Raw genomic sequence first — 26,479 nt, forward strand, 5'->3', positions numbered from 1 at the left:
CCGTGCGGACTGCGTGGGCCGGGTGGAAGCCGGGGTGGCGGGAGGGGGCACCGCCACCCCGGCGGCTCGGAGGGGCCCGGGCTGTGCAGCGTGCCGTGCACGGCGCAGCGGGGGCTCGGTCGGTCGGTGGGCGGTGCGGCGCTCGGCACCGCGCGGGCGCCGGGGCAGACCGTCGTCGAGGGTCGTCATCGTGCGGTGACCGGTCCGGTCAGACGCGGACGACGCCGTCACGGGCGATCCGGTCGAGCTCGCACACGACGGCGTCGACGACCGCTCGGGTGAGCGCGTCGGCCACGGTCTCGACCAGGACGAGGTGCTCGGGACGGATCGTGACCTCGGTCACGAGGGCCGATGCCACCCGCACCGGGATCTCGTCGATCGCGGCGACGAGGGCGGCCGGCACCAGCGTCGAGTCACCGGGGCGGACGGGCGCGGAGATCGGCGAGGTCGGCACCGGGGTCACGACGGCGAGCGCCGGCGACGGGGTGGAGTGCGGGGTCAAGTTCACGGTGGAGTGTGGAGCGTCGGCCTGATCGCGACGCTGGGCGATGGAGTCGAAGAGCGGGGTGGAGGACATGCTGCGGACGGTCCGATCTGGATGTCGTGGCTGGTCGTTCTCGGGCGACCGGCGATGGCGGCGTGCCGAGCGGCACGTCCGCCATTCAACCATCGATATTTCAGATGTGCAATAGTGACCGGATAGTCGCAGCGTTCAGTCCGGGTCGACGGCGGCCGCGGTCGGGTCGTCCGGCTGCAGCGCACGACGGACCCGTTCCACGATCGTCGCGGGCGGGTTGTTGTAGGCGTTCGCCGGCTCCTGGCCGCTGAGCTCCTGGATCGCCGCCATCACCGCATCGGTCGCGTGGCGCCGAGCACGACCGGACGACGCCTCGCCGAAGGACGACAGGTCGATCGGCTGCCCGAACTCGATCGTCACGCGGGCGAGCTTCGGCAGCCGGGACCCGACCGGCTGCACGTCCTCGGTGCCGGTGAGCGCGACGGGCACGACGGGGGCGCCGCTCGTCAACGCCAGCCATGCCACTCCCGTGCGGCCCTTGTAGATCCGGCCGTCGAGCGAGCGCGTGCCCTCCGGGTAGATCGCGAACGCCTCGCCCTCCTGCAGGCGTGCCAGCCCGAGGTCGAGGGCCTGCTGGGCCGCCGCCCCCGCGCCACGCTCGACCCCGATGGCGCCGATGCCACCGAAGAACGCCCGCGAGACGGCTCCCTTGAGACCCGAACCCGTGAAGTACTCCTGCTTCGCCAGGAACGACACCTTGCGCGGCGCTATGAGCGTGATCGCGGGCGAGTCGATGAAGGATCGGTGGTTGCTCGCGAGGATCACCGGGCCACGCTTCGGGACGTTCCGACGACCGATGATCTTCGGCCGCCACAGCAACCGGGCGAGCGGGGTCACCACCGCGCGACTGAGCACGGTGGCGAACTTCGTCGAACCGGACACCGGACCTCCTCGTGGTGACGAGCTACCGAGTGTAATGAGGCGCGCGGAGGGCACATGCCCGGAACGGCATGCAGTGGTGGTCGGGCGTCAGTCGGCAGCGGCGACGACGTCGAGGACCGCTCGCCCGTACCGCTCGAGCTTCGCTGCGCCGACGCCGGAGATCTCGCCGAGCTGGTCGACGTCGGCCGGGCGGACGGCGGAGATGCCCCGGAGTGTCGCGTCGTTGAACACCACGTACGCGGGGACGCCCTGCTCGCGGGCCTCGGCAGCACGCCAGGCACGCAGGGCCTCGAACAGGCCGACGGCTTCCTGCGGCATGTCGGTGACGACCGTTCGTCGACTGCTGCGGCCGGCCCGCGGCGCCTTGACCGGGTCGCGACGCATCCGCACCTGCACCTTGCCGGTCAGGACCTCGGCGCTCGTGGGACTGAGGACGACCGTGCCGAAGCCGTCGCCCGACACCGCCGCGTAGCCCTGGGCCAGCACCTGTCGTGCGACCGCTCGCCACTCGCCCTCGGACAGGTCGGCACCGATGCCGAAGGTCGCGAGGGTGTCGTGTTGGAGTTCCTGCACGCGGGGCGACCGCTTGCCGATCAGGATGTCGACGAGGTGCGAGACGCCGTACCGCTGGCGGCGCTCACGCTCGAGCCGCACGACGGTGGACAGCAGCTTCTGCGCGGGGACGGTGCCGTCCCACGACTCCGGCGGCGCGATGCAGGTGTCGCAGTTGCCGCACGCCGTGCTCTCCTGCCCGAAGTACGCGAGCAGCCGCACCCGGCGGCACTCGATCGTCTCGCACAGGCTGAGCATGGCGTCGAGGTGGGCGCTGAGCTGCCGACGGTGTGCGGCGTCGCCCTCGGACTGGTCGATCATCCGTCGCTGCTGCACGACGTCGTTCAGGCCGTACGCGAGCCACGCGGTGGCCGGCAGCCCGTCACGACCCGCACGGCCGGTCTCCTGGTAGTACCCCTCGACCGACTTCGGCAGGTCGAGGTGCGCCACGAACCGGACGTCGGGCTTGTCGATGCCCATGCCGAACGCGATGGTCGCCACCATGACGACGCCGTCCTCGCGCAGGAACGTCGACTGGTTGCGGGCACGCACCCGGGCGTCGAGGCCCGCGTGGTACGGCAGGGCGTTGATCCCCTGATCGGCCAGGGCGGTCGCGGTGCGCTCGACGGAGTTGCGGGACAGGCAGTACACGATGCCGGCGTCGCCGCTGTGCTCCGTGCGGATGAAGGTGAGCAGCTGCTGCAGCGCGCCGGTCTTCGGTTCGATGCGGTACTGGATGTTCGGCCGGTCGAAGTCGGCGACGAAGTGCGCGGCGTCGTCGAGGCCGAGCCGGGCGGAGATCTCGCGGTGGGTCTGCGGCGTGGCGGTGGCGGTGAGGGCGATGCGCGGCACCGTCGGCCACCGCTCGTGCAGGACGCTCAGCTCGAGGTAGTCCGGGCGGAAGTCGTGCCCCCACTGGGCGACGCAGTGTGCCTCGTCGATGGCGAACAGCGAGACGCGCGCCCGGTCGAGGAGCGCACGGGTGGACTCGAGCCGGAGCCGCTCGGGCGCGAGGTAGAGCATGTCGACCTCGCCCTGCACGACCGCACGCTCGACCCGGGACCGTTCGTCAGGGCCCTGCGTGGAGTTGAGGAACGCGGCCCGGACGCCGTTCGCCGCCAGGGCGTCGACCTGGTCCTGCATGAGGGCGATGAGCGGCGACACCACGACGCCGACGCCGTCGCGGACGAGCGAGGGCACCTGGTAGCAGAGGGACTTGCCACCACCGGTGGGCATGAGCACCAGGGCGTCGCCACCGGCCACCACCTGGTCGATGATGGCCGCCTGCTCACCGCGGAAGTCGTCGTAGCCCCACACGCGGTGCAGCACGTCGAGCGCAGCGGCACGGGGTGCGGACACGGCAGCGGGAGCAGGCACGGCAGCGGGCGCGGGCGTGGTGCTCATGCCACGAGCCTACGGGCGACCGGCGACACCCACCGCACTGTCCACAGCACCGTCCGTGCCGGAGTCGGCACGGTGGTCGGAACCGGCCACGTCGTCGGCGCGGGCCGGCGTGGTCGCCCAGCCCGTGCCTCCAGGCCGGATCCAGCGGACGCCGCCCGCCCAGGCCGGGGTCACACCCCGGAACCGGGGTGCCTCGTGCCCGGCGAACCGGCGGTCCAGCCCCCGCCACCACGCCAGGAACTCGACCATGCCCCAGAACGCGAGCGACGTGACGAGGGTGACGAGGGTCCCCTGCCAGGTGCCGTTCGCGTCGGACGAGGTCAGGTCGACCTTCGACCAACCGGGCGCCTGCAGCACGAAGATCATGATGTTGTTGAAGGCGTGCTGCAGGACCGTGGCCTCGAGCCCGCCGGTCCGGAGGACGATGATCGCCGCGATCAGGCCGAACGAGCCGACGTCGAGGATGCCCCAGACGTTGTAGCCGTTCGGGATGTGCAGCACCGCGAAGACGACCGTCGAGACCGCCACGGCGATGACCGTGCCGACGCGACGCGGGATCCACGACGCGACGGTCTGCATCAGGAAGCCGCGGAAGATGTACTCCTCGGCCGCGCCCTGGAACGGGACGAGCAGGACGACGAGGGCGATCGTCAGGGTGAGGGTGCCGAGGGAGACCGTCGACTGGCCGATCGCGTCGTGGTTCCAGGCGAAGCCGCCGTCGGTCGTGATCATCCCCCCGTCCCAGAACAGGCCGGTCTGGACGACGAACATGACCGCGGCGATGACGAGCGTCGGCAGCAGGCACCACGCCGTCCAGGCCCACCGGACCCGGAACCGCGTCGACGACAGGATGCCGGCCGGTCCGATGCGCGCGATCTTCACGGCGAGCAGGACCCCCGGCAGCAGGACCACGAGCGACACCAGGGTCAGCGAGAGGGTCAACGGGTCGGTCGGGTCCAGAGCACCGCTCTGCAGGTCATCCAGCAGGCCGTAGAGCCCGGACGCACCCCCGACCGCGGCGACCGGGATGAAGTAGGCGACGGTGATCAGCACCTGCGAGACGAAGTACCACCCCGCCAGGAACGCGAGGGCGACGAGTGGCCGCCACCACCTCCAGCGCGCGTCGATCCGGGGCAGGCGCTGGTAGGGAACACTCACGCACCGCAGGGTACCGGGCCGGGCAGGATGGGAGCCGTGCTCACCGTCCTGTTCGGCCTGTCCGGCGCGATCGTCTACGGGTTCGCCGACTTCCTGGGCGGACTCGCCTCGCGCCGGGTCCGCCCGGTCGTCGTCACGGCGGTGGCCGCCGCGATCGGGATCCTGCCGCTGCTCGTCGGACTGGTGGTCCTCGGCGGCGTGTTCTCGTGGCCGGCCGCGGTCTGGGGTGCGGTCGCCGGGCTCTCCGGGGGTGTCGGGGTGCTGCTGCTCTACGCGGCACTCGCGATCGGACCGATGAGCGTGCTCTCCCCCGTCACCGCCGTCTTCGCGGCCGTCGTGCCGGTGCTCGTCGCGGTGCTCCGTGGCACGGTGCTGTCACCCGTGGCCACCGGCGCGCTCGTGGTCGCGGTCGTCGCGGTGGTCCTGGTCGCGGTGGTCCGGGACGCCTCGGGCGCACGGCTCACCGCCCGGGGCGTGGTCGCGGCCGCCGTCGCCGGGTGCGGCTTCGGCGGGATCGTGCTGGCCTACGACATGACGCCGTCCGACTCGGGCATCGCACCCCTCGTGGTCGCGCGGGTGCTGCAGGCGGTGCTGCTGGGTGCGGCGGCGCTCGTCGTCGTACTCCGGACGGGAGGCCCGGTGTCCGCCCCGACGTCCGCCCGCCCCGACGGGGCTGCCGTGACCCCCGGGCGTCGGCCGGGTCGCGGATGGGGTCCGCGGCTGCTGGTCACCGTGGCCGTGTGCGGCGTCTTCGACGCGATGGCGAACGTGTTCATCCAGGCGGGGCTGCACAGCAGCGACGATCCGGCGACCCTGCCCGTCGTGAGTGTGCTCAACGCGCTCTACCCGATCGGCACGGTGGTGCTGGCCGGGGTGGTGCTGCGGGAGCGGTTGACCGCGCAGCAGTGGATCGGCATCGTGCTGGCGTTCGTCGCGTCGGTGGCGCTGGCGTTGGCGTAGCGCGCGGTCAGGCGTCGGGGATGAGGCGCTTGCCGAGCGAGACCGTGCGGTCGTCGGTGTAGCCGAGGGACGTGTAGAACCCGAGCACCTGCTCGTTGCCCGCACGCACCTGCAGGTTGAGCTTCGGGCAACCGAGGTCGGTCAGGAGCCGCTCGAACTCGGCCATCAGGGTGCGACCGAGGCCGGAGCCCTGCAGGTCCGGGCGCACGGCGAGGTAGTTCACCCAGCCGCGGTGCCCGTCGAAGCCGGCCATGCCCGCGGCGACCACGTCGGCTTCGGCGGTGTCGGTGTCGGTGTCGTCACCGTCGGTGGCGTCCGGCTCGGCGACCAGGAAGAGCTCGGGCTGGACCGTCAGCTTGCGGGCGATGTCACGTCGGGGGTCGTTCCAGGGTCGGACGAGCCCGCAGGATTCCCACAGGGCGACGACCGCATCGGTGTCCTCGGTGCGGAAGGGGCGGATCCGGTACTCCATGCCCCCACGTTAACGGGGGTGGGGAGAACGTCGTCACCGGCCTGTCGTCGTGATCTGATAGACCTGTCCGACCACCCAGCCGATCAGGAGCCCCGTGACCGCACACGACACCATCCCGTCGCGCCGCAGCGCACGGGACGACGAAGCCGGCTCGCGGTCCCGGCGTTCCCCGCGCAGACGCCAGACGGTCGGCGGCGCGATCGTCTCGCTCATCGCCGAGTTGCTCATCATCGCGGGCGCCGGCACCGGCCTGTACGTGGTGTGGACGGCATGGTGGACCGACGTGGTCGCCGTGAACGAGCAGACGAAGCTCGTGCAGGGCCTCGACCAGGTCAAGACCCCGAAGGTCGAGGGCACCGAGCACCGCGGCACCGCACCCGTGCTGGACGAACCGCCGGCGCTGTCGGACGTGTTCGGGACGATGCAGATCCCCCGGTTCGGCAACGACTACAACCGGCCGATCGGCGAGGGCACGGATCGTGAGAAGGTCCTCAACACCATCGGGCTCGGGCACTACCAGGGCACCGCGATGCCCGGCGCCCCCGGCAACTTCGCCGTCGCCGGACACCGGGTCACCTACGGCAAGCCCCTCAACCAGATCGCGGAACTGCAGAAGGGCGACTCGGTAGTGGTCCGGGTCACCGACGCGAAGACGAAGTTCGACGTCTGGTACGTCTACAAGGTCACCGACAGCCAGATCGTCACGCCCGACAAGATCGAGACGATCGCGCCGGTGCCGAACAAGCCCGGCGTCGAACCGACCGCTCAGGACCGCTGGCTCACGCTGACCGCCTGCCACCCGATGTGGTCGGCGGCGGAGCGGTACGTGACGCACGCGAAGCTCGACTACTGGATGCCCGCGTCCGAGGGCACCCCGAAGGAACTCTCGGAGACCGCCAAGTGATCTTCCCCCTGGTCTGGCGGCTGCTGCCCGGCCCCACCGTCCTGAAGGTGCTCGAGCTGCTGGTCCTGCTCGCAGCGATCGTGTTCGTGCTGTTCCAGTGGGTGTTCCCGTGGATCGCGGCGGACATCCTGCCGCCGCCGGACGGCACGGTGGGGGCCACGCCGACCCCGTAGCGCCTGGTCTGGTCTGGTCAGGTCAGGTCTGGTCAGACCGTCGTCGTCACCCGCGACCCGCCGGTCGGGGTGCGGCGCACGGCGATCCGCTCCGGGATCCGCTGCTTGAGTTCCTCGACGTGGCTGACGATCCCGACCTGTCGCCCGCCCGCGGTCAGTCGGGACAGCTGTCCGATGACGTCGTCGAGGGTCTCGGGGTCGAGCGTGCCGAACCCCTCGTCGACGAAGAGCGTGCCGAGCGAGACCCCGCCGGCCTCGGCCTGCACGACGTCGGCCAGCCCGAGCGCCAGGCACAGTGACACGGTGAACGTCTCGCCGCCCGACAGGCTGCGGGGGTCACGGACGGTGTCGGTCGTGTGGTCGTGCACGGCGAGGGCGAGCCCCGTCCGTCGTGACCGTGACCCGGACTCCCGTTCGTCGGAGGTCTCGAGGGTGAAGCGTCCGGCGAGCATGCCGCGCAACCGGTCGTTCGCCGCCGCCACGACGTCCTCGAAGCGCCGCATGAGCACGTAAGTGCCGAGCGTGATGCCGGTCGGGTTGACCGATGCCACGCCGTTCGCGACGTCGGCGAGGCGGACGACGGCGCGGCTGCGGGCCGAGGTCTCCTGTCGCGCACGGACGGTGCGGTGGACCTCGGTCGCACACTGCTCGACGGCCTCGGCGCGGTGCGCTGCGGTCACCGCGAGCCGGGTGGCCTCGTCGAGCTCGGCCGTCGCGCGGACCCGTTCGGCCTGCGCCGCCAGCACGTCGAGCTGCTCCGGATCGTCGTCGGCGGCCTGCACCACCGCGGGGTCGTCGAGCCCTGCCCGCACGACGGCGCGCTCGGACTCGGCTGCGCTGATGCTGCTGCGGAAGCGCGCGACGGTGTCGGGGTCGAGCAGGCCGGCTCGTGCGGCAGCGACGTCGGGGAACGCCTGCTCGTCGAGGACCCGGGCGACCTCGGCGCCGCGCTCGTCGCGGGCGCGGGCCGCGGTGGCCGCGCGCTCGTCGGCCTCGGCGACGGCGCGGAGCACCGTCAGCCGCCCGTCGAGCTCGTCGACCACGGCGTGGAGCGAGACAGGCGAGCGGTCGTCGTCGCTGTCGAGCAGTGCTGCGAGCCGGTCGATCGCCTCGTGCACCGATCGCAGGTCGGCCTCGAGCCGCTCGGCATCGGAGGCCGCGGTCGACGCGAGCACCGTGCGCCGGGCGTCGAGGTCGTTCCGCTCACGCTCGAGCGCCCGGGTCGCGGTGTCGTGCGCCGTCCGCTCGCGCTCGTGCTCCAGCACCAGCGCCGCAGCCTCGTGCGCCGCTCGGACCCGCTCGTCGGCGGCCACCGTCATGGCGTCGAGGGCGACGGTGTCGACCGTGCCGACGACGGCGGTCAGCCGGAGGTGCTCCGCACGGTCGACGGCCAGGTCGGCCGCGGCGTCGGCGAGCTGCTGGTCGGCCAGACGCGTGGCGTCGCCCGCGGACTCCACCGCCTGGATCGTCGGGTGGTCGTCCTGCGGCGCGGCCACCGACGGGTGCGCCGTCGATCCGCACACCGGGCAGGGATCGCCGGGGGTCAGCGCGGCACCGAGCTCCCCGGCGAGCCCGGCGATCCGGCGCTCGCGCAGAGAGCGTTCGGCATCGAGCGCCTCGGTGGCCCGACGGCGGGCACCGGCCACGACGCGTTCGGCATCGCCGACGCGCTGCTCGGCGCGGTCGCGCGCGGCCAGGTCGGCGCGGAGCGACTGCACCCGGGCGACCTCGTGCGCGGCGGCGTCGGCGTCGGCAGCGGTCGTCGAGGCGGTCCGGGCGGCCTCGACGATCCGGGCTCGTTCCGACGGCCGGGATTCGAGCGCGGTGTCGAGGGCGGCGAGGTCGTCGGTGAGCCGCGATGCGGTCGCCGTGGCCTCGGCGATCGCGGTGCGCCTGGCATCCGCTCCGGCCTCGACCGCGACGAGGTGCCGGGCGTCGGACAGGGCGTCGGTCAGTGTGTCGCGGCGCCGGGCGATCTGCTGTGCGTCGACGGCGCGGAGCGCGTGCTGGTCGCGCAACCGGGCTGCTGCCGCGGCGGTGTCGTCGGCCCGCACGGTCGCGGCGTCGAGGCCGTCGGCCACCGCGGCGACCCGGGCGGCACGCTCGGCCGTCGCGACCGCGGTCCGTGCCTGCTCGATCGCCGGGGCGTCATCGTCGAGGACAGCCTGCCGCAGCAGCAGCGCCGCTCGTCGCTCGAGGGCGGCCGCACGGGCCGTCACGGATCGTTCGTGGTCGGTCGCCGCCGTCGCAGCGGAAACCGCAGCCGTCCGGGCTGCCTCGGCGGCGTCGGCCGTCGCGCGGAGGGACGCCACCGTGCCGGGGACGACGGACTCGTCGGCCTCGGCGAGGTCGGCCGCCTGCGCGAACCGGGCCAGGGCGTCGCGGACGCGGTCGTCGGCCCCCTCGACCTCGGCCTGCACGGCTCGGCGGCGAGCGGCGAGTTCGTCGGCGGTGCGGTCGTAGACCTGGGTGCCGAACAACGACTGCAGGAGCTTCCGGCGGTCTTCACCCGGGGAGCGGAGGAACCGTGCGAACTCGCCCTGGGGCAGCACCACGGTCTGCAGGAACTGCGCGCGGTCGAGCCCGACGATCCGGGCGATCTCGACCCCGACCTCGGGGATGCGGGACGACAGGGGTTCGCCGGCGACGTCGGTGGGCGCGGCGAGTCGGAACAGCTGCACGGACGCCTGCTGCTTCACCGTGCCGGTCCCCCGCTGCTTCGGGCGGTCGTACTGCGGGGTGCGCCGGACCCGGAACACGCCTGCGCCGGTCTCGAACACGAGCTCGACGAACGGTTCGACCGCCGGGTCGGCGTGCTGGCTGTGCAGCCGGTCGGAGCTGGCGTCGGAACCGGCGAGTCCGCCGTACAGGGCGAACACGACGGCGTCGATGATCGTCGACTTGCCGGAACCGGTCGGCCCCTCGAGCAGGAAGACCCCGGACGCGGCCAGCGCCGCGAAGTCGATCGTCACGAGGTCGGGGTACGGCCCGATGGCGCGCAGTTCGAGTCGGTGCAGGTACATCAGCGGTCCCCCTCACGCTGCAGGGCGAGCACCGCGGCCTCGTACGCCTCGGTCAGCACCGCCCGTTCGTCGTCGTCGGGCAGCCCGCCGGTGGCGAAGGCCACGAAGTCGCCGGCGACCTCGACCGGGTCGGACGTCGCGGTGACGGCCCGCGCGGCGGTGGCGGCCGGCCGGTCCGCCGGTTCGTGCGTGATCGCCAGGGCGTGCGGGAAGTGGTCCTTCACGCGGGCGTACATGCGTTCCGGGTGCACGGTGTCGGTCACCGCGACGCGCACCCAGGCGTCGGCATCGGCCAGGAACTCCCCGGACTCGATGGCGTCGATGCTGCCCCGGACGTCGACGAGCCGCCGCGGCACCGGGGTCGGCACGAGCTCGACGGTGACGGCGCCCGCCGCGTCGAGGTCGGCGACGGTCACGGACTTCCGCTGGTGCCGCTCGCCGAACGAGAACGCCAGCGGCGACCCGGCGTACCGGATCCGGTCGTCGTCGCCGACGCGCTGCGGGCCGTGCAGGTGCCCGACGGCGACGTAGTCGAACCCGTCGAACACCGACTCGGCGACACGGTCGACCCCGCCGACGCGGATGTCCTGCTCGCTGTCGCTCGGGTCGGCGCCCCCGACGAAGGCGTGCGCGACGACGACGCTCCGGGTGCCGGCCCGCGTCGCGAGGTCGGCGCGGATCCGTTCGGTGGCGGCGTGCACGACGGCGTGGTGCGAGCGGGCGAGGGGCTCGTCGGGGACCGCCGCCAGGGCGTACCGCGTGAGGTCGGGGTGCAGGTACGGGATGCCGTACACGGCCACCGGGCCGTCGTCGTCGGTGACGAGCACCGGATCGGCCACGTGTGCGGGCTCGGCGAGGATGCGAACGCGCTGCCCCATCACGCCGGCCCCGAAGCCGAGCCGCGCGGCCGAGTCGTGGTTGCCCGGCGTGAGGACCACCGTCGTGGTCTCGGCGAGGCGTTCCAGCGCGCGGGAGAGCATGCGGACGGCGTCCACCGGCGGGATCGCGCGGTCGTAGACGTCGCCGGCGATGACGACGAGGTCGACCGCGCGCTCGCGGGCGAGGTCGACGAGCCAGTCGGTGAACGCGGCCTGGTGCTCGAGCAGGTCGGCACCCAGCAGTGTGCGGCCGAGGTGCCAGTCGCCGGTGTGCAGGATGCGCATGCGGCCACGGTAACGCCGGCCGGGGACATCCACAGGGCACCTCGCGGCGCCCTGTGGAGGACTCAGGCGGTCACACAGCTGGCGGACGCCAGGCCCAGCACCGAGACGACCTTGACCTTGACCGTCGGTGTGCTCGTCGCGGTCCAGTTGTTGCCGAGGTTCGTGCGGAGGTGCAGCGTGTACGTGGTGCCGAGGTTCAGGAGCCCGGCGCCGGCGTAGGGCATCGAACGGGCACCGGCGGTGGTCGTGCTGGCCACCTGCGTCGTCCCGTTCATCAGGTCGAACGACACCGGCACGGTCGCGCCGTTGTCGTAGGTCCACGAGATCGTCACCGCGTTCGACCCGGCCGGGGCGCAGGTCAGGGTGGGGACACCGGTCGCCGTGCCCGCCGTGAAGCTCGCGGTCGGAGCGACGGTGGTCCGTGACCACGGTGCCGCGTCCGCCGCCCCGGGCAGCAGGACGCCGACGGCCGCGGCGAGCACGAGCACCGCGGTGCCCCCGCCCACGCGGCGCAGCCGCCGCACGCGACGCGCTCGTCGACGCAGCGCGCGACGGGTGAGGACGCTGGACGCAGCGGTCGGGAGGCCCGTGGCGGTGCCGTCCCGCGCCTCCAGGCCGTCGTCGGTACCGTCTGCCGGACCGGCGGCGTCATCCGGACCAGCCGCGTCGTCCGGACCACCGGCCGCACCGTCGGTGTCGTCGGCCTCGACGAGTCGCCGGAGCGACCCATCGATCGTGCAGAGCGCGAGCACCGCGGTCAGGCCGAGCGCGAGCATCGCGACCAGGCCCCACTCCCCCGCGCTGATCCACCGGATCGGTGTCCCGATGAACGGGATGCGCAGGAAGGCGACACCGTGCACGGCGGAGCGCTCGATCGGCGTGGAGTCCTGCTGGGGGTTGGCGTCGCCCTTCGTGACCATCGTGCCGCGGGGGCCGTCCTCGACGTAGCGGTGCATGCGCAGGTGGTCCGGCTGGTCCGGGTCGTCGGCGAGCAGGACCTTGCCCGTCGCGATCTCGCCCGAACCGACCGGACGCGAGACGACCACGTCACCTGGGACGATCCGCGGCTCCATCGAGCCCGTCATCACGGTGGTCGGCTGCCAGCCGATGAGCGCCGGCGCGGCCGCCCAGAGCGCGAGCCCGAGCAGCGTCGCGACCACGCCCCGGGCGAGGGTGGCGACGACGACGCGCCCCCAGTCGACGGCGTCACGGACCGCTGCGTGCGGTGCGGGACCACCGTGCACTGCGATGCTGCTCATGACTGCCTTCGACCGGGGGCGCGTTTCGGGGAGGGAACGGGCGGGGCTGGTTCGGCCCCGGTCCCGGCTCAGCTGTTCTGGGCCTCCCAGGTGAAGCCGAGGGCTGCGGTGCCGCCCTGCACGGTGTTCGGGGCGGTGCTCGAGACCGTGTAGCTGACGCGGTAGACGCGCGTCTCGGACGCGGTGCCGGTCGGGGCCCAGGTGCCGACGCCGGTCGCGTAGTTGGTCGAGGCGGCGCCGAAGCCCGCGACGGTGCCGCTGTAGAGCGAGCCGCCGGTGGCGGCCGGGGTGAAGCCGGAGCAGGAGCCGAAGCCGCCGCCGGTGCCCTGCTCGATGGTCAGGTTGACGTTCGCGGCCAGGTCCTTCGTGGTCGAGACGTTCGTGCCGTAGAGCTTGACGGCCGAGGGCAGCGAACCGGTCGAGGTCACCGCGATGCAGTTCGCACCGGCCGAGCCGGGCTTCAGGTTGTTCGCCGTGAACAGCGCGGTGTTGTTGTCGTCGTCGGACAGGGCGACACTGCCGGCCGTCCAGTTGTTCGTCGGGTTGACGGTGGTCGAGGAGAACGCCGCGTACGAGGCCGTCGAGACGACGACCCCCGAGGCGACGAGGGCGGCGGGGATGGCGAGGCGGGCAGCACGAGGCGTGACACGAGACATGGTTGGACTCCGTGAGGAAGAGATCTGATCGGTGGTTCGGACGGGCCCGCGGTGGTTGGTCGCGCTACGTGCCGAGGTGGTACGACGATCAAGCTACTTGGCGTTCGAGCAGCTCACAAGACCTGAGATGTCCCCACTGATGGGGGTATCTTGACGAGTGAGTTACTTGTTGACTGAAGTTCCCACCCTGTACCCGAGAAGAGCTCCCATGACGGACACCGACCCGGTCGTCCTCCCCCAGCACGCACCCGCCGTCCCCGCGGCGCGCGTCGCCCCCACCACGCCGCCGGCACCGATGTCGCCCGACGTCACGGCGGTGGACCCCGTCACCGCCGACACGGACCCCGACGCCGACCTGCCGCGACTGCTCACCGCCTTCCGGGTGCTCCAGATGCAGCACGCGCGCGTCCTGCACCACGAGAGCACGATCCGCGGGCTGAACGCCACGGACACCCGCTTCGTGTTCTTCCTCAGCGCCGCCGGCGGCCACGGCGTGACCCCGAAGCAGGCCGGCGAGTACCTCGAGCTCACCACCGGGGCGATGACGTCGCTGATCGACCGACTCGAGAAGCACGGCCACCTGGAACGTCGCCCGAACCCGGAGGACCGCCGGAGCGTGCTCCTGCACCTCACGCCGTCGGGCACGGCGGTCGCCCGCGAGGTCGGCGCCGTCTACTCCGACGCGTTCCGGCAGGTCGTCGCACCGTCCGACCGCGCCGTGGTCGCGGCCGCGTTCGAGGGGCTCGGTGCCGCCCTGGAGCGCCACCACCGCAGCGCCGCCGTGTGACAGCGGGTGTCACGGCCCGCGCGTAGCGTGAGCGCCATGACCCCCTCTGAACTCCTCACCGAAGCGTTCTCCCGCGTCCCCGAGACGGTCGAGCGGGCCGTCGACGGCCTCTCCGAAGACCAGCTCGCGGCACGGCCGGCCGCCGGGGCGAACACCCTCGCGTGGCTCGCGTGGCACATCGCCCGCGGCCAGGACGTGCAGATCGCCGAGCTCGCCGGCTCCGAGCAGGTCTGGACGGCGGACGGCTGGTACGACCGGTTCGGGCTGCCGTTCCCGGCCGAGGCGCTCGGGTACGGCATGTCCCGCGACGACGTCGGGCGGGTGCGGGCCTCCGCCGAGTTGCTCACCGGGTACCTGCGCGCGGTGCACGAGCGCACGGTCGCACACCTCGGCACGCTCGGCCCGGACGACCTCGACCCCGTCGTCGACGACGCGTGGGACCCGCCCGTGACGGCCGGCGCGCGACTCGTGAGCATCCTGGACGACTGCACGCAGCACGCCGGGCAGGCCGGCTTCGTGCGCGGGCTGCTGTTCTTCAACCGCTGAGCGCGCGCGGGCGCGGTCGCGCCGCCGCTTCGTGAGCAGGAATGGTCGGGTCGGACGTCGCGACCCGACCATTGGTGCTCACCATGTGACGGACGGGAGGCCCGGTACCAGCTGGTACCGGGCCTCCCGTCCGTCAGAAGGTGGGTCAGACCCCGGTGGCGCGGATCAGTGACGCCCCGCGGACAGCGCGTCGGCCAGGTGCGGGAGCTCGGTGCGGAACGACCACTGCACGGTGTTCCAGTCGTGTCCGCTCCCCGGGGCGGACGCGACGCTGGTGTCCGCGCCCGCTGCCCGAGCAGCGTCGGCGAGGACGCGAGCGTTGCGGCTGAACGCCCCGTCTGCCGACCCCGCGGTGAACCAGAAGGCGTGCCCGTGCAGGTCGTCCGCCCGCATCTGCGCGATCGGACCGGCGGCCTTCCACGCGGTGATCGATCCGCCGAAGGCCCGGTCGGCGCTGTGCTGCGGGTTCTGGTCGATGGGCTGCAGCTCGCTGGACACCGCGAGCACGGCCCCGAACCGGTCGGGGTGCGCGGTGGCGAACTGCATCGCGCAGGTCGCCCCCTGCGAGAAGCCGGTGAGGCCCCACGCACGGCGGTCCGGGGTCACCGGGAGGTGCGCCGTCAGCCAGCGGGGCACGTCCTCGGTGACGTAGGTCGCTGCGTTGCCGAGGTCCGAATCGACGCACATCGTGTTCAGGCCGGGCGCGGAGAGCTGGTCGACGGAGACGACGATCGGCGCTCGGCCGTGGTGGGCTGCGGCGTAGCCGTCGAGTGCGGTGCCCATCCTGCCGGCGGTGAACAGGTCGCTCGGAGCCCCCGGTTGACCGGAGAAGGCGAGGACGACGGGCAGCGGCGCCGGATCCCTGACGAGGGCAGCGGGCGGGAGGTAGACGACGGCGGGCCGTGCGGGGAACCCCGATCGCTCCCCGGGGATCTCGACGGTGCGGACCTCGCCGGTCGTGGGCATGGTGGCGACGGGGGCTGCGGCGAGGTCGAGCTCCGGGAACGGGTCCGTCTGCACGACGGTGCCGAGCGTCGGGTACATCGCGAACTCGACGTTCACCCCGAGGGCGGACGCGAGCAGCGCGGTCGGCACGAGCAGCCCGGCGAGGACGCGGCGCCAGCGACGGCCCTGCACGAGTCCGACGACCGCCAGGGCCAGTGCAGCTGCGGCAACGACGAACCACATCCGGGTGACGGGGCTCAGCGCGACGCCGAACAGGTTCATCAGATCGCTGAGGACCCAGCACACGAGGAGCACCACCGCGGCGGCGACCACCGCGACGGCAGCGCGGACCCCGGCCCGTCGCCACGCGACGCGCGAACGCAGCGCCCCGAGCGCCGGCAGCAGGACGGCGAGACCGAGCACGGCGAACGCCACGTCCAGCGGGACGAGCTTGGACGGCGCCTGCAGCTGGGTGGCGAGCAGCCACTCGGTCGGACTCACTGCTCGGACACCACCCGCGTCGGAGCGGGCTCGCGCACGACCGAGCGGTGTGCCTGCCGCAGTGCCCAGAGGTGCTTCGGACGGAGGCCCGGTACGTACGCGCCGGCCAGGGCACGTGCGACCCGCGGCACGTGCAACGGCGTGGGGACCACGATCCAGAGCGCCTCGTGTCGGGCGCCGAACTTCTCCTTGAAGCGCTGGAGCGACCGGAACCCGTACACCGGCTCGAGGAGTCGGGCGACGAGGACCGATCCGAAGGACACGAGTGACGGTGCGCCGTCGTGGGCGGCGAGCGGCGTGCCGGAGAGGCTGATCATCTGCAGGCCTGCGTCGCGTGCCCGGATCGCGGTCCGGGCGATGAGGAACTCCATGACGCCCGGCATGCCGTCGTCGCCGCGGCGCATGACGTCGAGCGTGTAGCCGGCCAGCACGCCGTGCTCGTACACGGGCAGCCAACTCGTGACCGCGGTCACCTGCCCGTCGGCCGTCACCGCCAGCATGAGTCGGACGTCGGGGTCGTCGAGCTCGTGGAAGCCGCCCAGGGTGAACCCCATCTCCGGCAGTCTCCGGTCGCTCGCCCACCGCGCGCAGATCGCCTCGACCTCGGCACGGTGGTCGTCAGCCAGGGCGTCGAAGGTCGTCCACTCGTCGCGGACCCCCTCACGGTCCGCCCGGTTCGAGGCCGTCCGGAGGTCCTGCCGCTTCTTGCCGCGCAGGTCGAAGGTGGCGACGTCCAGCACCGACTCGACTCCCACGGGCAGCGCGGTCCACCCGTCGGCGGCGAGGATCTGCCGCACCGGGTCGTGCACGCTCGTGAACGCGGGTACCCAGCCGTTGCGGTCGCAGAAGGCCGTGAACGCGGACACGACCTCGGCGCGGTCCGCAGCGCTGCACGCCGGGTCCGACACGGTGAGTGCCACGTCCCCGCAGACCCGGTACGCCACGGCCCCGCGTCCGTCCGGGTCCGTCCAGGTGGCGTTGCCGCGCCAGGTGCCCATGTGGCCGAGGGTTCCGGCATCGCCGTCGCGGAGCATCTCGACCAGGGCACCGCGGCCGTCGGTGGCGGCACGGAACCGCGAGCGGACGAGGCGTCCGCGGAGCGCCAGGACCGCCAGCAGCACCATCGCCGGCACGAGCCACGCGCCGAGCAGCGTGACCTGCCACTCGATCGCGTCCAGCCCGAGACCGCGCCACTGCACGGCGTCGTCGGTCATCGGTTCGATGAGGAACACATCGGCGAGGACGGCGGTCAGCGTCACGAGCACGCCGACGGCGAGCACGATGCCCGTCCGCCGGCCACGCTGCACGAGCCAGGCGGACACCAGCAGGAGGAGCCCGACGATGACGACGGCTCGGTCGCTCATGGCGTCGGCGAACACCGAGAGCACGCCGTCCGGGTCCGGCACGACAGGGGTCACCAGGGTGCCCGCGCCGAGCGCGATGAGCGTCGCGACGACGCACGTGCGTGCGCTGACGGTGTCACGCGCGGTCGGCGCGTCGGGACCGGAGGCTCGGCGCACCACGAACGAACCGGCTGCGGTGCCGAGCAGCGTCGCCAGGGCACGGGCGAGGTCCGATCCGTGGCCGGCGAAGAGCACGAGCGTGAGGACGACGGTCCAGAGCGCGGCTCGCGTCCGCCACCGGTGCTGCGCGGGCATCGCTGCCGAAGCGGCACCGAGCAAGGCGGCGGCGACGATCGACGGGGCGAAGAGCGGCTGGCCGACCGCGAGTTCGGCGTGTGCCTCGCCGAGCGCTGACCCGATGCTGACGGTGAGCAGGGCTCCGAGGACGCCGAGCGCCGGGGCCACCACGCCGATGACCACCGTGCGGACGGAACCGAGGGACCGTTCGGCGAGCACCGTCGTCACGATCACGAGGACCATGGCGAGGCACGCGACGGGCGGGTGGTGCGGGAAGTCGGGTTCGGCGTGAGCGATCCGCGCGGTCACGAGGAGCGCGGTCGTCGCTGCGGCCACGGAGACGGAGACGGGGAACCGGCGGAGTCGTCCGACGAGCGCTGCGGGTGTCACGTGATCATTGCAGCGGTCCTGCTCGCCCGTGTCATCAGTCGGGGGCATGAGCACGGCGGCTCTGGGTCCTCCGAGAGGATGACCCGGGCGCAAGTGCGGTCTTCGGTCGCACCGTGTGACGGACAGGAGGCCCGGTACCAGCTGGTACCGGGCCTCCTGTCCGTCTTGTGGTCGCGACTAGCGCGCGGCGAGCTCCGACACGATGCCGTCACCGGGTGCGGCCTGCACCAGGTCCGCCTCGATCTCGGCGCGCTCGAGGATGCCCTCGATCTTGCGGATGCGGCCACGCGGGACGATGGTCACGACCGTGCCCTCCTTGCCGGCACGACCCGTGCGGCCGGAGCGGTGCATGTACGCCTTGTAGTCGTCCGGGGCGTCGGCCTGCACGACGAGCGAGACGTCGTCGACGTGGATGCCGCGGGCGGCGACGTCGGTGGCGACGAGCACGTTGACGCGGCCGCTCGTGAGCAGCTGCAGGTTGCGCGTGCGACGCGACTGGTTCAGGTCACCGTGGAGCGAGGTCGCGCGGATGCCGGCGTCCTCGAACTGGTCGGCCAGACGCTCGGCGTAGGCGCGGGTCCGGGCGAAGACGATGGTCTTGCCGTCGCCGGCGACCAGCTCCTCGAGGAGACGGTCCTTCTCGCGCTGCTCGACCACGAGGACACGGTGGTCGATGGTCGAGGACGCCTGGTCCTCACCCGCGACCTCGTGCACGCTCGGCTCGTGCAGGAACTGCTCGACGAGCGCCGCGACCTGGGTGTCGAGCGTCGCGCTGAACAGCAGCTTCTGCGCGCGGTTGCCCTGCGGGGTGACCTCGGCCGTGGCGGAGAGGATCTCCTGCACCGGCTCGAGGAACCCGAGGTCGCACATGTGGTCGGCCTCGTCGAGCACGGAGATGATGACCTCGCTGAGGTCGAGCTTCCCCTTGTTCATGAGGTCCTGCACACGACCGGGGGTGCCGACGATGATGTCGACGCCGCGCTCGAGCGCGCCCTCCTGACGGCCGTAGGGCACGCCGCCGTAGATCTGCGTCGTGAACAGGCCGACCGAACGGGCGATGGGCTGCACCGTGCGATCGATCTGCAGGGCGAGTTCACGGGTCGGCGCGAGGATGAGCGCACGCGGGGCGCGGCCCATCTTGCGCTTGGTGCCGCCGCCGTGCTCCATGAGCTTCTCGACCAGCGGTGCACCGAAGGCGATGGTCTTGCCGGAACCGGTGCGGCCACGGCCGAGGACGTCCTTGCCGGCGAGCACGTCGGGGATCGTCGCCGCCTGGATCGGGAACGGGCTCGAGGCGCCGAGCTCCTGCAGGGCGCGGGAGATGTTGCCGCCGATGCCCAGGTCACCGAAGGTCACGCCCTCGACGTCGGCCGCGATGGTGGCCTCGGCCTGGAGCTTCTCGAGCTTGACGTCGTCGGCCGGCACGAACTTGCCGCGCTCGGGCTCGTCGAACGAGCGGCGCGGGGCACGGTCGGTGCGGTCGTCGCGGTCGAACTTGCGCGGGGCGCGGTCATCGCGATCGAACGAGCGACGCGGGCGGTCGTCGTTGTCCCGACGGGGCGCACGGTCGTCGCGGTTGAAGCTGCGCGGAGCGCGGTCGTCACGATCGAAACGACGGGGACGCTCGTCGTTGTCGCGACGGGGCGCGCGGCCGTCGCGGTCGAACGAACGACGCGGACGGTCGTCGTTGTCCCGACGGGGCGCACGGTCATCGCGGTTGAAGCTGCGCGGGGCGCGGTCGTCGCGGTCGAAGCGACGCGGACGGTCATCGTTGTCGCGACGGGGCGCACGGTCATCGCGGTTGAAGCTGCGCGGGGCGCGGTCGTCGCGGTCGAAGCGACGCGGACGGTCGTCGTTGTCCCGACGCGGGGCACGGTCATCGCGGTTGAAGCTGCGCGGGGCGCGGTCATCGCGGTCGAAGCGACGGGGCCGGTCATCGTTGTCACGACGGGGCGCGCGGTCGTCACGATCGAAGCGACGCGGGGCGCTGGGCCCCTGCGAGCCGGTTCCGGCGCGACGCGGAGCCTGCGGAGCGTCGGGGCGGCCGTGCGAGTAGGGAGCATCGCGGTTGTAGCCACGGCCGCCACGGTCGTCGCGGTCGGGGCGCCGCTGGCCGCCGCTGTCACGCGGCTCCCAGTTCGGACGGGCCGGACGCTCACCCTGCGACGCGCGGCCGCGACGCTCCTCGGCGTCCCAGCGCTGCTTCTGGCGCGGCTGCGAGGAGTCGGCGGCGCGGAACCCGCGGTGCTTGCTGCTGCGGGCGGCGGGGGTGCCGTTCGGGTGGCGGACGCGGTCGGAGGCGCGGTTGTCCGCGCCGCCCTTGTTGTACGGGGCCATGGCTGCTTTCTCGGGTGCGCAACGTACCGCAGCGCCCGACAGCGACATCGGCGGGGGCTGCTTGCGGAGAGGGGGTTCATCCCGTCGCGAGTCGACGTGATTCCAGCCCTCGAGCAACACACACCCAGCAGAATTTCCGTGATCACAATGTCACGACGTCGAAGGCCGACCGAGCGAGTCTACGCGAGCCGGTGCCCTGACGCCAGCCCCGCGCGGTCCGGCGGCGGCGTGCCGGACGCGGGACGGGCCTCCAGGCCGGGGTCGTGCGCTCAGGACTCCGCGAGCCGACGACGCTGCTCGGCGACGTCGAAGTCCGCCTTCGGCCACGACAGGTGCATGTCCTCCAGCGCCCGGAGCAGGAGCTGCTGCACGGCGAGGCGGGCGTACCACTTGCGGTTCGCGGGAACGACGTACCAGGGAGCCTGCGGGGTCGACGTGCGGTCGAGGGCGATCTGGTACGCCTGCTGGTAGCGGTCCCAGAGCAGGCGGTCGTCGATGTCGCCCGGGTTGAACTTCCAGTGCTTGTCGGGGCGGTCGAGCCGGTCGCCGAGGCGCTCGCGCTGTTCGTCCTTCGAGATGTGCAGCATGACCTTTACGATGGTCGTGCCGGCGGCGGCGAGGCCGTCCTCGAAGGCGGTGATCGCGCCGTACCGACGTTCGATCTCGTCCGGCGCGGCGAGCCCACGGACCCGCTGGGCGAGCACGTCCTCGTAGTGCGAGCGGTCGAACACGCCGAGCTGCCCGGCTGCGGGCAGCTGCTTCTCGATGCGCCAGAGGAAGTCGTGCTCGCGTTCCTCGGCCGTCGGGGCCTTGAAGCCGGCGTAGTGCACGCCGTTCGGGTCGACCGCACCGACGACGTGCGAGACGATGCCGCCCTTGCCCGCGGTGTCCATCGCCTGCAGCACGAGCAGCACCCGCCGCTCGTCGCCAACGGTCGACGCCGCGTACAGGCGCTCCTGCAGGGCGGCGAGACGGGAGGCTCCGGCTGCGAGGGCTTCGAGGCCGTCGATCTTGCGGCCGGGGAAGCCCGGGGTGCCGTCCGGGTCCACCTGGTCGAGGCGGAACCCGGGTTCGACGCGGAGCAGTGGTTCGGGATCGGCGTTCCAGGCCTTGCGATTGCTCACGGGTCCTCCTGCGGTGCTCCGGTCGGCGGCTGCCGTGCTCATCCTCGCACTGCCGTCCTCCGCTCGGGTGACGTGGGCGGCTGCCGGTGCGGCTAGCGTGGACGTGATGAAGTCCGGCCGCCGCTCAGTGCTCGCGCTCGTCGCCGCGGTCGTGGCGCTCGGCGCGATGGCGTCCTGCAGCACGGACCCGGTCGGCGACGAGAACGCGACGGTGACCGCGGACAGCATCATCTACCCGCTGTCGCTGCGGTACCACGGCATCGACGTGGTGGCCGACGTGCCCTACGGCACCGATCCGTTGCAGCGCCTCGACGTGTGCCTGCCGGCCGACAGCGACCCCGCGACGACGGCGACCCCCACCGCGACGCCGTCCGCCTCGGCCACCGCCGACCCCGATGCCCGAGCGGTCGGGGCCGCCACCGGACGCCCGGCGGTCCTGATGATCCACGGCGGCAGCTGGTCGCACGGCGACAAGGCGACCGCCGCCTACCGGTCCGTGTGCAAGTACCTGGCGTCCGAGGGCTTCGTGACGTTCAACGTCGACTACCGGCTGGCGCCGACCGACCCGTTCCCGGCCGGGCTCGACGACGTCCGCCGTGCGCTCGACTACGTGTTCCGTCCGGCGACGCTCGAGACCTACGACGTCGACTCCCAGCGCGTGGGCGTGTTCGGCGGCAGCGCCGGCGGCAACCTCGCCGCGATGCTCGCCGTCACCGACCACGACTCCGCCGCGTACGCCGACGGCGACCGGATCCGTGCCGTGGTCGACCTGAGCGGGCCGACGAACTTGACCACCCGGTCCACCGAGCCCGACGGGGTGTCGGCGGCCTTCCAGCGCAAGCAGCTGCTCTACCTGGGGTGCCGGTCGTACGCCAGGTGCCCGGCGGCCACCAGGGCGTCGCCGGAGTTCCACGTCACCTCGGACACCGCGCCGTTCTTCATCGGGCACTCCACCGACGAGTTCATCCCGATGTGGGAGTCGCAGGAGTTCGCCGCGACGCTCCGGTCCCACGACGTCCCGGTGACGTTCGTGGCGGTCGAGGGCACGGCGCACTCGATCGCCCAGCTCGACGAGGCGATGAGCCGCCGCGTGGTCACGTTCCTGCGGACGCAGCTGGGCTGACCGCGCCGGCTGACCGGCTGATCGCCTGACCGCGCAGGGCGTCCGACCGGCCGGCCGCGCAGGGCGTCCGACCGCGTGCCCCGGGTGGGTGCCACCCGGAGTCGGGACTGCCGCTGCCGCGCCCCCGGCCGCAGACTTCTGGGGTGACCGACACCTCGACCCGCCCTGCCCGCGCCGCTGCGACCCGCTGGGACCGCCCGGCGCTGCAGACGTTCGGGGAGCTGCTGCTCGGGCTGTCGTTCGTCGCCGCGGTGTCGTTCGGCGGGTACGCCTCGGTCACCGGGCAGCTGGCCGTCGTGTCGCAGGGCGCCGCCGTGGTGTTCCTCGTGACGCTGACCCTGGTGCTCGTGTCGTGGTTCCGTGCGGTCGAGCGCGAGGAGCGGACCGAGCGCGTCGTCGTCTCGCCCCTCGCCGCCATCGACGCCGAGTACCGCCGCTAGACCGCTTCGCCCGGCTCCGTCTGCCGCGCTGCCCGCCGATCCGCGCGGCGCTCTCGAGCCCGCTCGACCACGAAGTACAGCGCCGGCAGCACCACGAGCGTCAGCAGCGTCGAGGACACCAGGCCACCGATCACGACCAGGGCCAGCGGCTGCGAGATGAAGCCGGACTTGCCGGTCAGCCCGATCGCCATCGGCAGCAGCGCGAAGATCGTCGCCATCGCCGTCATCAGGATCGGACGGAGGCGTCGTGTGGCGCCCTCGATCAACGCCTCGCGCACCCGCAACCCGCGCCGTCGGTACTGGTTGACGAGGTCGATGAGCACGATCGCGTTCGTCACGACGATGCCGACGAGCATGAGCAGACCGATCAGCGACGCGACGCCGATCGGGACGCCCGACGCGATCTGCAGCAGGATCGCGCCCGTCGCCGCGAACGGCACCGACACGAGCAGCAGCAGCGGCTGGAGCAGGCTCCGGAACGTCGCGACCATGATCACGTAGACGATCAGCACGGCGACCAGCACCGCGAGCCCGAGCTGCGAGAACGCCGACGACTGGCTGGCGGCGACGCCACCGATCGAGGCGGTCGCACCCTTCGGCAGGTCGAGCTCGTCGACGGCGGTCGTGACGGACTGCACGGCCGCACCGAGGTTCGTAGCGTCCGGCGTCACGGTGATCGTGGCGGTGCGGGCCGCGTTCGTCGTGGTGACCGTGGTCGGCCCCTCGGACTCCTCGACCGTGGCGACGTCGGACAGCGGTACCGTGCCGGTGCTCGTCGGCACGTCGAGGGCACGGAGTGCGCCGATGGTGGTCGGCGGTTCCGGGTCGGCGATGTAGACGTCGAGCGTCGCGTCGTCGATCTCGATGCTGCCGGTGTCCCGCGGCGAGACCGCTGCGGCGACGAGGCCACCCACCTGGGTCTCGGTCAGGCCGAGTGACGCGGCCTTCTGGCGGTCGACCCGGACGGCGAGGAACGGCTCCGCGGCGGACAGGTTGCTCGTGGCGCCCGTGGTGTCCGGGACCGACTGCATGGTCTTCAGCACCTGGCGCGACGCCGTCTCGAGCTGCGTCTGGGTCGGCGCGGTGACGTCGACCTCGATGTCGCTGCTGCCGCCGAACCCGCCGCCGGAGGACGCGATGGTGACCTCGCCGACGTTCTCGATCCCCCCGATCGCCTTCCGGGCGTCGGCCTGGATCGTCGGCTGGTCGGCCTCGGCGTCGGTCGTGACGGCGTACTGCACCGAGGCGCTGCCGCCACCGCCGAACGCCGCCTGGATCGACTGGCCGCTCGTGCCGATGGTGGTCTGCACGGTCTCGACGCCGTCGACGTCCTGCAGCGCGCGCTCGACCTTGCGGGCGGACTCGGACTGGACGGCGAGGCTGGAGCCGGCCTTCAGGTCCTGCGTGACCGTGAAGGTGTTCTGCCCCGAGTCGCCGAGGTAGTTCGTGGTGACGAACGGCAGCGTGGCGACCGTTCCGCCGAGCACGATCACGGCGAGCAGGATGACGACGACCGGCTTCCGGACGACCCACCGGAGCACCGGCAGGTAGACGCGGCGCAGACGGTCGGCGGTGCCGGCGTCGTGCAGGTCGGCGGCGGAGGCGAGCGCACCCTCGGAGCGATCGTGCTCGACGTCGGGAGCCGACGGCGCTTCGACCGCTTCAGCTTCCGCGTCCGCTGCCGTCGTCGCGTCGCCCGGCTTCGCCTTCGGCGGGCGCAGCCACCAGTACGCGAGCACGGGGACGATGGTGAGCGAGACGAACAGCGACGCGACGAGCGCCAGGGTGACGGTCACGGCGAACGGCCGGAACAGCTCCCCCACGAGTTCGGCGACGAAGGCGACCGGCAGGAACACCGCGACGGTCGTCAGCGTCGACGCGGTGACCGCACCCGCGACCTCGCGTACGGCCTCCCGCACGGCACGGCCGCGGTCGACGCCGGGGAGCATGTGCCGCTTGATGTTCTCGATGACGACGATGGAGTCGTCGACCACGCGGCCGATCGCGATCGTGAGGGCCGCCAGCGTGATGATGTTGAGCGTGTACCCGGCGGCGCGCATGCCGATCGCGGCGAGGAGCACCGACGTCGGGATCGAGATCGCGGTGACGAGCGTGGAGCGCCACGACAGCAGGAACACCAGGATGACGATCACCGCGAAGGCGAGCCCGAGCAGGCCTTCCTCGGCCAGGGAGTCGAGGGACTGCTGGATGTAGGGCGCCTGGTCGAAGACGACGGTGAAACGGGGGTCGCCCTCGATCTTGTCCTCGATGCCGGGCAGGGCGTCGCGCACGGTCTTGGAGACGTCGACGGTGTTGGCTTCCTGCGTCTTCGTGATCGAGATCGTCAGGGCCTGCTGGCCGTCCACGCGGCTGATCGAGGTGCGCGGCGACTCCGTGATGGCGACCTTCGCGACGTCGCCCAGGGTGGTGTCGGTGGGAGTGGCCGCGGTCGTGGACCCGCCCGTCGCGGTGTCACCGGTCGCCCCGGTGCCGGTCGTACCCGTGCCGGTTCCGGTCGCGCCGGTGCCGGTCGCGCCCGTACCGGTGGCACCCGCAGCCGTGCCGTCACCGGACGATGCCGTCCCGGCGGCACCCGACCCGGACCCGTCCGAGCCCGACGAGCCCGAAGAAGTCGACGAGCTCGAAGAACTCGTCAGCGGCAGGGCGCGGATGTCCTCGAGCGAAGCGATCCGCTCGCCCGTCTGCACCGACAGGGTCGAGCCGTCCTCGGTGATGGTGCCGCCGGGGATCAGCGTGCCGTTGTCGTCGAGCGCGTCCGAGATCGCCGTCTGGGTCAGGCCGCGGGCGGCGAGCTCGTCCTGGTTCGGCGTGATGACGACCCGACGACCCGGGTTGCCGAAGACGTCCGCCTGCCGCACGCCGTCGAGCTTCTCGAGGTCGGGGATCGCCGAGGCCTGCAGCCGGTCGACGAGCTGCTCCTGGTTGCCGGACGCCGAGACCGCGACCTGCAGCACCGGCAGGTCGTCGAAGGACCCGGTGACGATCTGCGTCTGCACCGAGTCGGGCAGCGACAGCGCGTTCACCGCGGTCTGGATCTTGTCCTCGGCGCTCGCCAGGTTCGATCCGTACTGGAACGAAGCCGACACCACGCTCTGCCCGGTGGACGAGGTCGCGCTGGTCGACTCGAGGTCCGGGACGACCTGGATCGCCTGCTCGATCTTGGTCGAGACGTCGTTCGACACGACCTCTGGCGTGGCTCCGGGGTAGGCGCTGACGATCGCGACCTGCGGGAACTCGACGCTGGGGATCAGCTCCTGCTTGAGGCTCGAGAGCGCGATGCCGCCGAAGACCGCGACCACGATCGTGACGAGCGCGATGAGGGCCCGGTTGCGCAGGCTGAAGACCGAGAGGAAGTGCACGTCATCGATCCTCGCAGGACCGACCGACGAACGCTCGGCTGGCAGCCAGAACCCGCCGTCGGATCAGGACCGAGGGGCCAGGA

At 72.5% G+C, this 26,479-nt stretch carries 21 protein-coding genes; 7 read left to right on the forward strand and 14 right to left on the reverse strand.

The genetic code is table 11. The features are described from left to right. Window positions 1-208: 208 nt before the first annotated feature. The 4 genes from HQQ79_RS00285 to HQQ79_RS19030 form a co-directional block, all read right to left on the reverse strand. Entirely contained in the window at window positions 209-577 is a 369-nt protein-coding gene (locus HQQ79_RS00285; protein ID WP_173032110.1) for a hypothetical protein, read from the reverse strand. A gap of 135 nt (window positions 578-712) precedes the next feature. Further along, the gene (locus tag HQQ79_RS00290; RefSeq protein ID WP_173032111.1) at window positions 713-1,459 is read right to left on the reverse strand and encodes a lysophospholipid acyltransferase family protein; all 747 of its coding nucleotides are present in this window, start codon (window positions 1,457-1,459) and stop codon (window positions 713-715) included. 87 nt (window positions 1,460-1,546) lie between these two features. Next, a complete protein-coding gene (recQ, locus tag HQQ79_RS00295) occupies window positions 1,547-3,415 on the reverse strand; it encodes a DNA helicase RecQ (RefSeq protein ID WP_173032112.1) in 1,869 nt (622 codons plus the stop codon). 9 nt (window positions 3,416-3,424) lie between these two features. Continuing rightward, window positions 3,425-4,573, reverse strand: a complete 1,149-nt coding sequence (locus HQQ79_RS19030; RefSeq protein ID WP_173032113.1) for a CPBP family intramembrane glutamic endopeptidase — start codon at window positions 4,571-4,573, stop codon at window positions 3,425-3,427. Between the two features lie 36 nt (window positions 4,574-4,609). Here HQQ79_RS19030 and HQQ79_RS19035 point away from each other — a divergent pair, with 36 nt between their 5' ends. Continuing rightward, entirely contained in the window at window positions 4,610-5,533 is a 924-nt protein-coding gene (locus HQQ79_RS19035; RefSeq protein WP_173032114.1) for an EamA family transporter, read from the forward strand. A 7-nt stretch (window positions 5,534-5,540) separates the two neighbouring features. On the opposite strand, the gene HQQ79_RS00310 is transcribed toward HQQ79_RS19035, so the two are convergent. After that, window positions 5,541-6,005: a GNAT family acetyltransferase gene (locus tag HQQ79_RS00310; protein ID WP_173032115.1), complete on the reverse strand. Its 465-nt coding sequence runs from the start codon at window positions 6,003-6,005 to the stop codon at window positions 5,541-5,543. Between the two features lie 94 nt (window positions 6,006-6,099). Here HQQ79_RS00310 and HQQ79_RS00315 point away from each other — a divergent pair, with 94 nt between their 5' ends. Both HQQ79_RS00315 and HQQ79_RS00320 read left to right on the forward strand, forming a co-directional pair. Continuing rightward, a complete protein-coding gene (locus HQQ79_RS00315) occupies window positions 6,100-6,909 on the forward strand; it encodes a class E sortase (protein ID WP_231495642.1) in 810 nt (269 codons plus the stop codon). Next, the gene (locus HQQ79_RS00320) at window positions 6,906-7,082 is read left to right on the forward strand and encodes a hypothetical protein (protein WP_155896771.1); all 177 of its coding nucleotides are present in this window, start codon (window positions 6,906-6,908) and stop codon (window positions 7,080-7,082) included. The genes HQQ79_RS00315 and HQQ79_RS00320 overlap by 4 nt, the downstream gene beginning before the upstream one ends. Before the next feature lie 32 nt (window positions 7,083-7,114). Here HQQ79_RS00320 and HQQ79_RS00325 read toward each other — a convergent pair whose 3' ends face one another. The 4 genes from HQQ79_RS00325 to HQQ79_RS00340 form a co-directional block, all read right to left on the reverse strand. Next, the gene (locus HQQ79_RS00325) at window positions 7,115-10,105 is read right to left on the reverse strand and encodes an AAA family ATPase (protein WP_173032116.1); all 2,991 of its coding nucleotides are present in this window, start codon (window positions 10,103-10,105) and stop codon (window positions 7,115-7,117) included. Further along, window positions 10,105-11,268 carry an exonuclease SbcCD subunit D gene (locus tag HQQ79_RS00330; RefSeq protein WP_173032117.1) on the reverse strand — a complete coding sequence of 388 codons (1,164 nt, stop codon included), beginning with the start codon at window positions 11,266-11,268 and terminating at the stop codon, window positions 10,105-10,107. The genes HQQ79_RS00325 and HQQ79_RS00330 overlap by 1 nt, the downstream gene beginning before the upstream one ends. Before the next feature lie 62 nt (window positions 11,269-11,330). Beyond that, a complete protein-coding gene (locus HQQ79_RS00335; protein ID WP_173032118.1) occupies window positions 11,331-12,527 on the reverse strand; it encodes a S24/S26 family peptidase in 1,197 nt (398 codons plus the stop codon). 68 nt (window positions 12,528-12,595) lie between these two features. Beyond that, window positions 12,596-13,183, reverse strand: coding sequence for a hypothetical protein (locus HQQ79_RS00340; protein WP_173032119.1), 588 nt, complete (start codon window positions 13,181-13,183; stop codon window positions 12,596-12,598). A gap of 208 nt (window positions 13,184-13,391) precedes the next feature. On the opposite strand from HQQ79_RS00340, the gene HQQ79_RS00345 reads away from it, so the two are divergent. Then, a complete protein-coding gene (locus HQQ79_RS00345) occupies window positions 13,392-13,970 on the forward strand; it encodes a MarR family winged helix-turn-helix transcriptional regulator (RefSeq protein WP_173032120.1) in 579 nt (192 codons plus the stop codon). Between the two features lie 36 nt (window positions 13,971-14,006). After that, on the forward strand, window positions 14,007-14,516 hold the full coding sequence (locus HQQ79_RS00350; protein WP_173032121.1) for a DinB family protein: 510 nt from the start codon (window positions 14,007-14,009) through the stop codon (window positions 14,514-14,516). A 165-nt stretch (window positions 14,517-14,681) separates the two neighbouring features. Here HQQ79_RS00350 and HQQ79_RS19040 read toward each other — a convergent pair whose 3' ends face one another. The 4 genes from HQQ79_RS19040 to HQQ79_RS00370 form a co-directional block, all read right to left on the reverse strand. Then, window positions 14,682-15,962 (reverse strand): alpha/beta hydrolase-fold protein, encoded by a 1,281-nt coding sequence (locus tag HQQ79_RS19040; RefSeq protein ID WP_173032122.1) that lies wholly within the window; start codon window positions 15,960-15,962, stop codon window positions 14,682-14,684. Further along, a complete protein-coding gene (locus tag HQQ79_RS19045) occupies window positions 15,959-17,992 on the reverse strand; it encodes a DUF2156 domain-containing protein (protein WP_173032123.1) in 2,034 nt (677 codons plus the stop codon). Before HQQ79_RS19045 ends, HQQ79_RS19040 begins: the two co-directional genes overlap by 4 nt. A 177-nt stretch (window positions 17,993-18,169) precedes the next feature. Then, entirely contained in the window at window positions 18,170-20,329 is a 2,160-nt protein-coding gene (locus HQQ79_RS00365; RefSeq protein ID WP_173032124.1) for a DEAD/DEAH box helicase, read from the reverse strand. A 269-nt stretch (window positions 20,330-20,598) separates the two neighbouring features. Next, window positions 20,599-21,453, reverse strand: a complete 855-nt coding sequence (locus tag HQQ79_RS00370) for a polyphosphate kinase 2 family protein (RefSeq protein ID WP_173032125.1) — start codon at window positions 21,451-21,453, stop codon at window positions 20,599-20,601. Between the two features lie 106 nt (window positions 21,454-21,559). Between HQQ79_RS00370 and HQQ79_RS00375 the strand changes: the two genes are divergently transcribed. After that, window positions 21,560-22,576 carry an alpha/beta hydrolase gene (locus HQQ79_RS00375; RefSeq protein WP_139179289.1) on the forward strand — a complete coding sequence of 339 codons (1,017 nt, stop codon included), beginning with the start codon at window positions 21,560-21,562 and terminating at the stop codon, window positions 22,574-22,576. Between the two features lie 143 nt (window positions 22,577-22,719). Beyond that, on the forward strand, window positions 22,720-23,016 hold the full coding sequence (locus HQQ79_RS00380) for a hypothetical protein (protein ID WP_027465048.1): 297 nt from the start codon (window positions 22,720-22,722) through the stop codon (window positions 23,014-23,016). Here HQQ79_RS00380 and HQQ79_RS00385 read toward each other — a convergent pair. Then, entirely contained in the window at window positions 23,013-26,396 is a 3,384-nt protein-coding gene (locus HQQ79_RS00385) for an efflux RND transporter permease subunit (protein WP_367948021.1), read from the reverse strand. The two genes, HQQ79_RS00380 and HQQ79_RS00385, sit on opposite strands and share 4 nt — an antisense overlap. Window positions 26,397-26,479: the final 83 nt, after the last annotated feature.

Origin of the sequence: Curtobacterium sp. VKM Ac-2852, assembly GCF_013205045.1 — a bacterium.
Classification (GTDB): domain Bacteria; phylum Actinomycetota; class Actinomycetes; order Actinomycetales; family Microbacteriaceae; genus Curtobacterium; species Curtobacterium flaccumfaciens.

What these genes read in the sequence shown, in the direction of transcription:
- HQQ79_RS00285 (WP_173032110.1), bottom strand. Translation starts at nt 577, where the DNA reads ATGTCCTCCACCCCGCTCTTCGACTCCATCGCCCAGCGTCGCGATCAG.
- recQ (WP_173032112.1), bottom strand. Translation starts at nt 3,415, where the DNA reads ATGAGCACCACGCCCGCGCCCGCTGCCGTGCCTGCTCCCGCTGCCGTG.
- HQQ79_RS00310 (WP_173032115.1), bottom strand. Translation starts at nt 6,005, where the DNA reads ATGGAGTACCGGATCCGCCCCTTCCGCACCGAGGACACCGATGCGGTC.
- HQQ79_RS00325 (WP_173032116.1), bottom strand. Translation starts at nt 10,105, where the DNA reads ATGTACCTGCACCGACTCGAACTGCGCGCCATCGGGCCGTACCCCGAC.
- HQQ79_RS00330 (WP_173032117.1), bottom strand. Translation starts at nt 11,268, where the DNA reads ATGCGCATCCTGCACACCGGCGACTGGCACCTCGGCCGCACACTGCTG.
- HQQ79_RS00335 (WP_173032118.1), bottom strand. Translation starts at nt 12,527, where the DNA reads ATGAGCAGCATCGCAGTGCACGGTGGTCCCGCACCGCACGCAGCGGTC.
- HQQ79_RS00340 (WP_173032119.1), bottom strand. Translation starts at nt 13,183, where the DNA reads ATGTCTCGTGTCACGCCTCGTGCTGCCCGCCTCGCCATCCCCGCCGCC.
- HQQ79_RS00345 (WP_173032120.1), top strand. Translation starts at nt 13,392, where the DNA reads ATGACGGACACCGACCCGGTCGTCCTCCCCCAGCACGCACCCGCCGTC.
- HQQ79_RS00350 (WP_173032121.1), top strand. Translation starts at nt 14,007, where the DNA reads ATGACCCCCTCTGAACTCCTCACCGAAGCGTTCTCCCGCGTCCCCGAG.
- HQQ79_RS00365 (WP_173032124.1), bottom strand. Translation starts at nt 20,329, where the DNA reads ATGGCCCCGTACAACAAGGGCGGCGCGGACAACCGCGCCTCCGACCGC.
- HQQ79_RS00375 (WP_139179289.1), top strand. Translation starts at nt 21,560, where the DNA reads ATGAAGTCCGGCCGCCGCTCAGTGCTCGCGCTCGTCGCCGCGGTCGTG.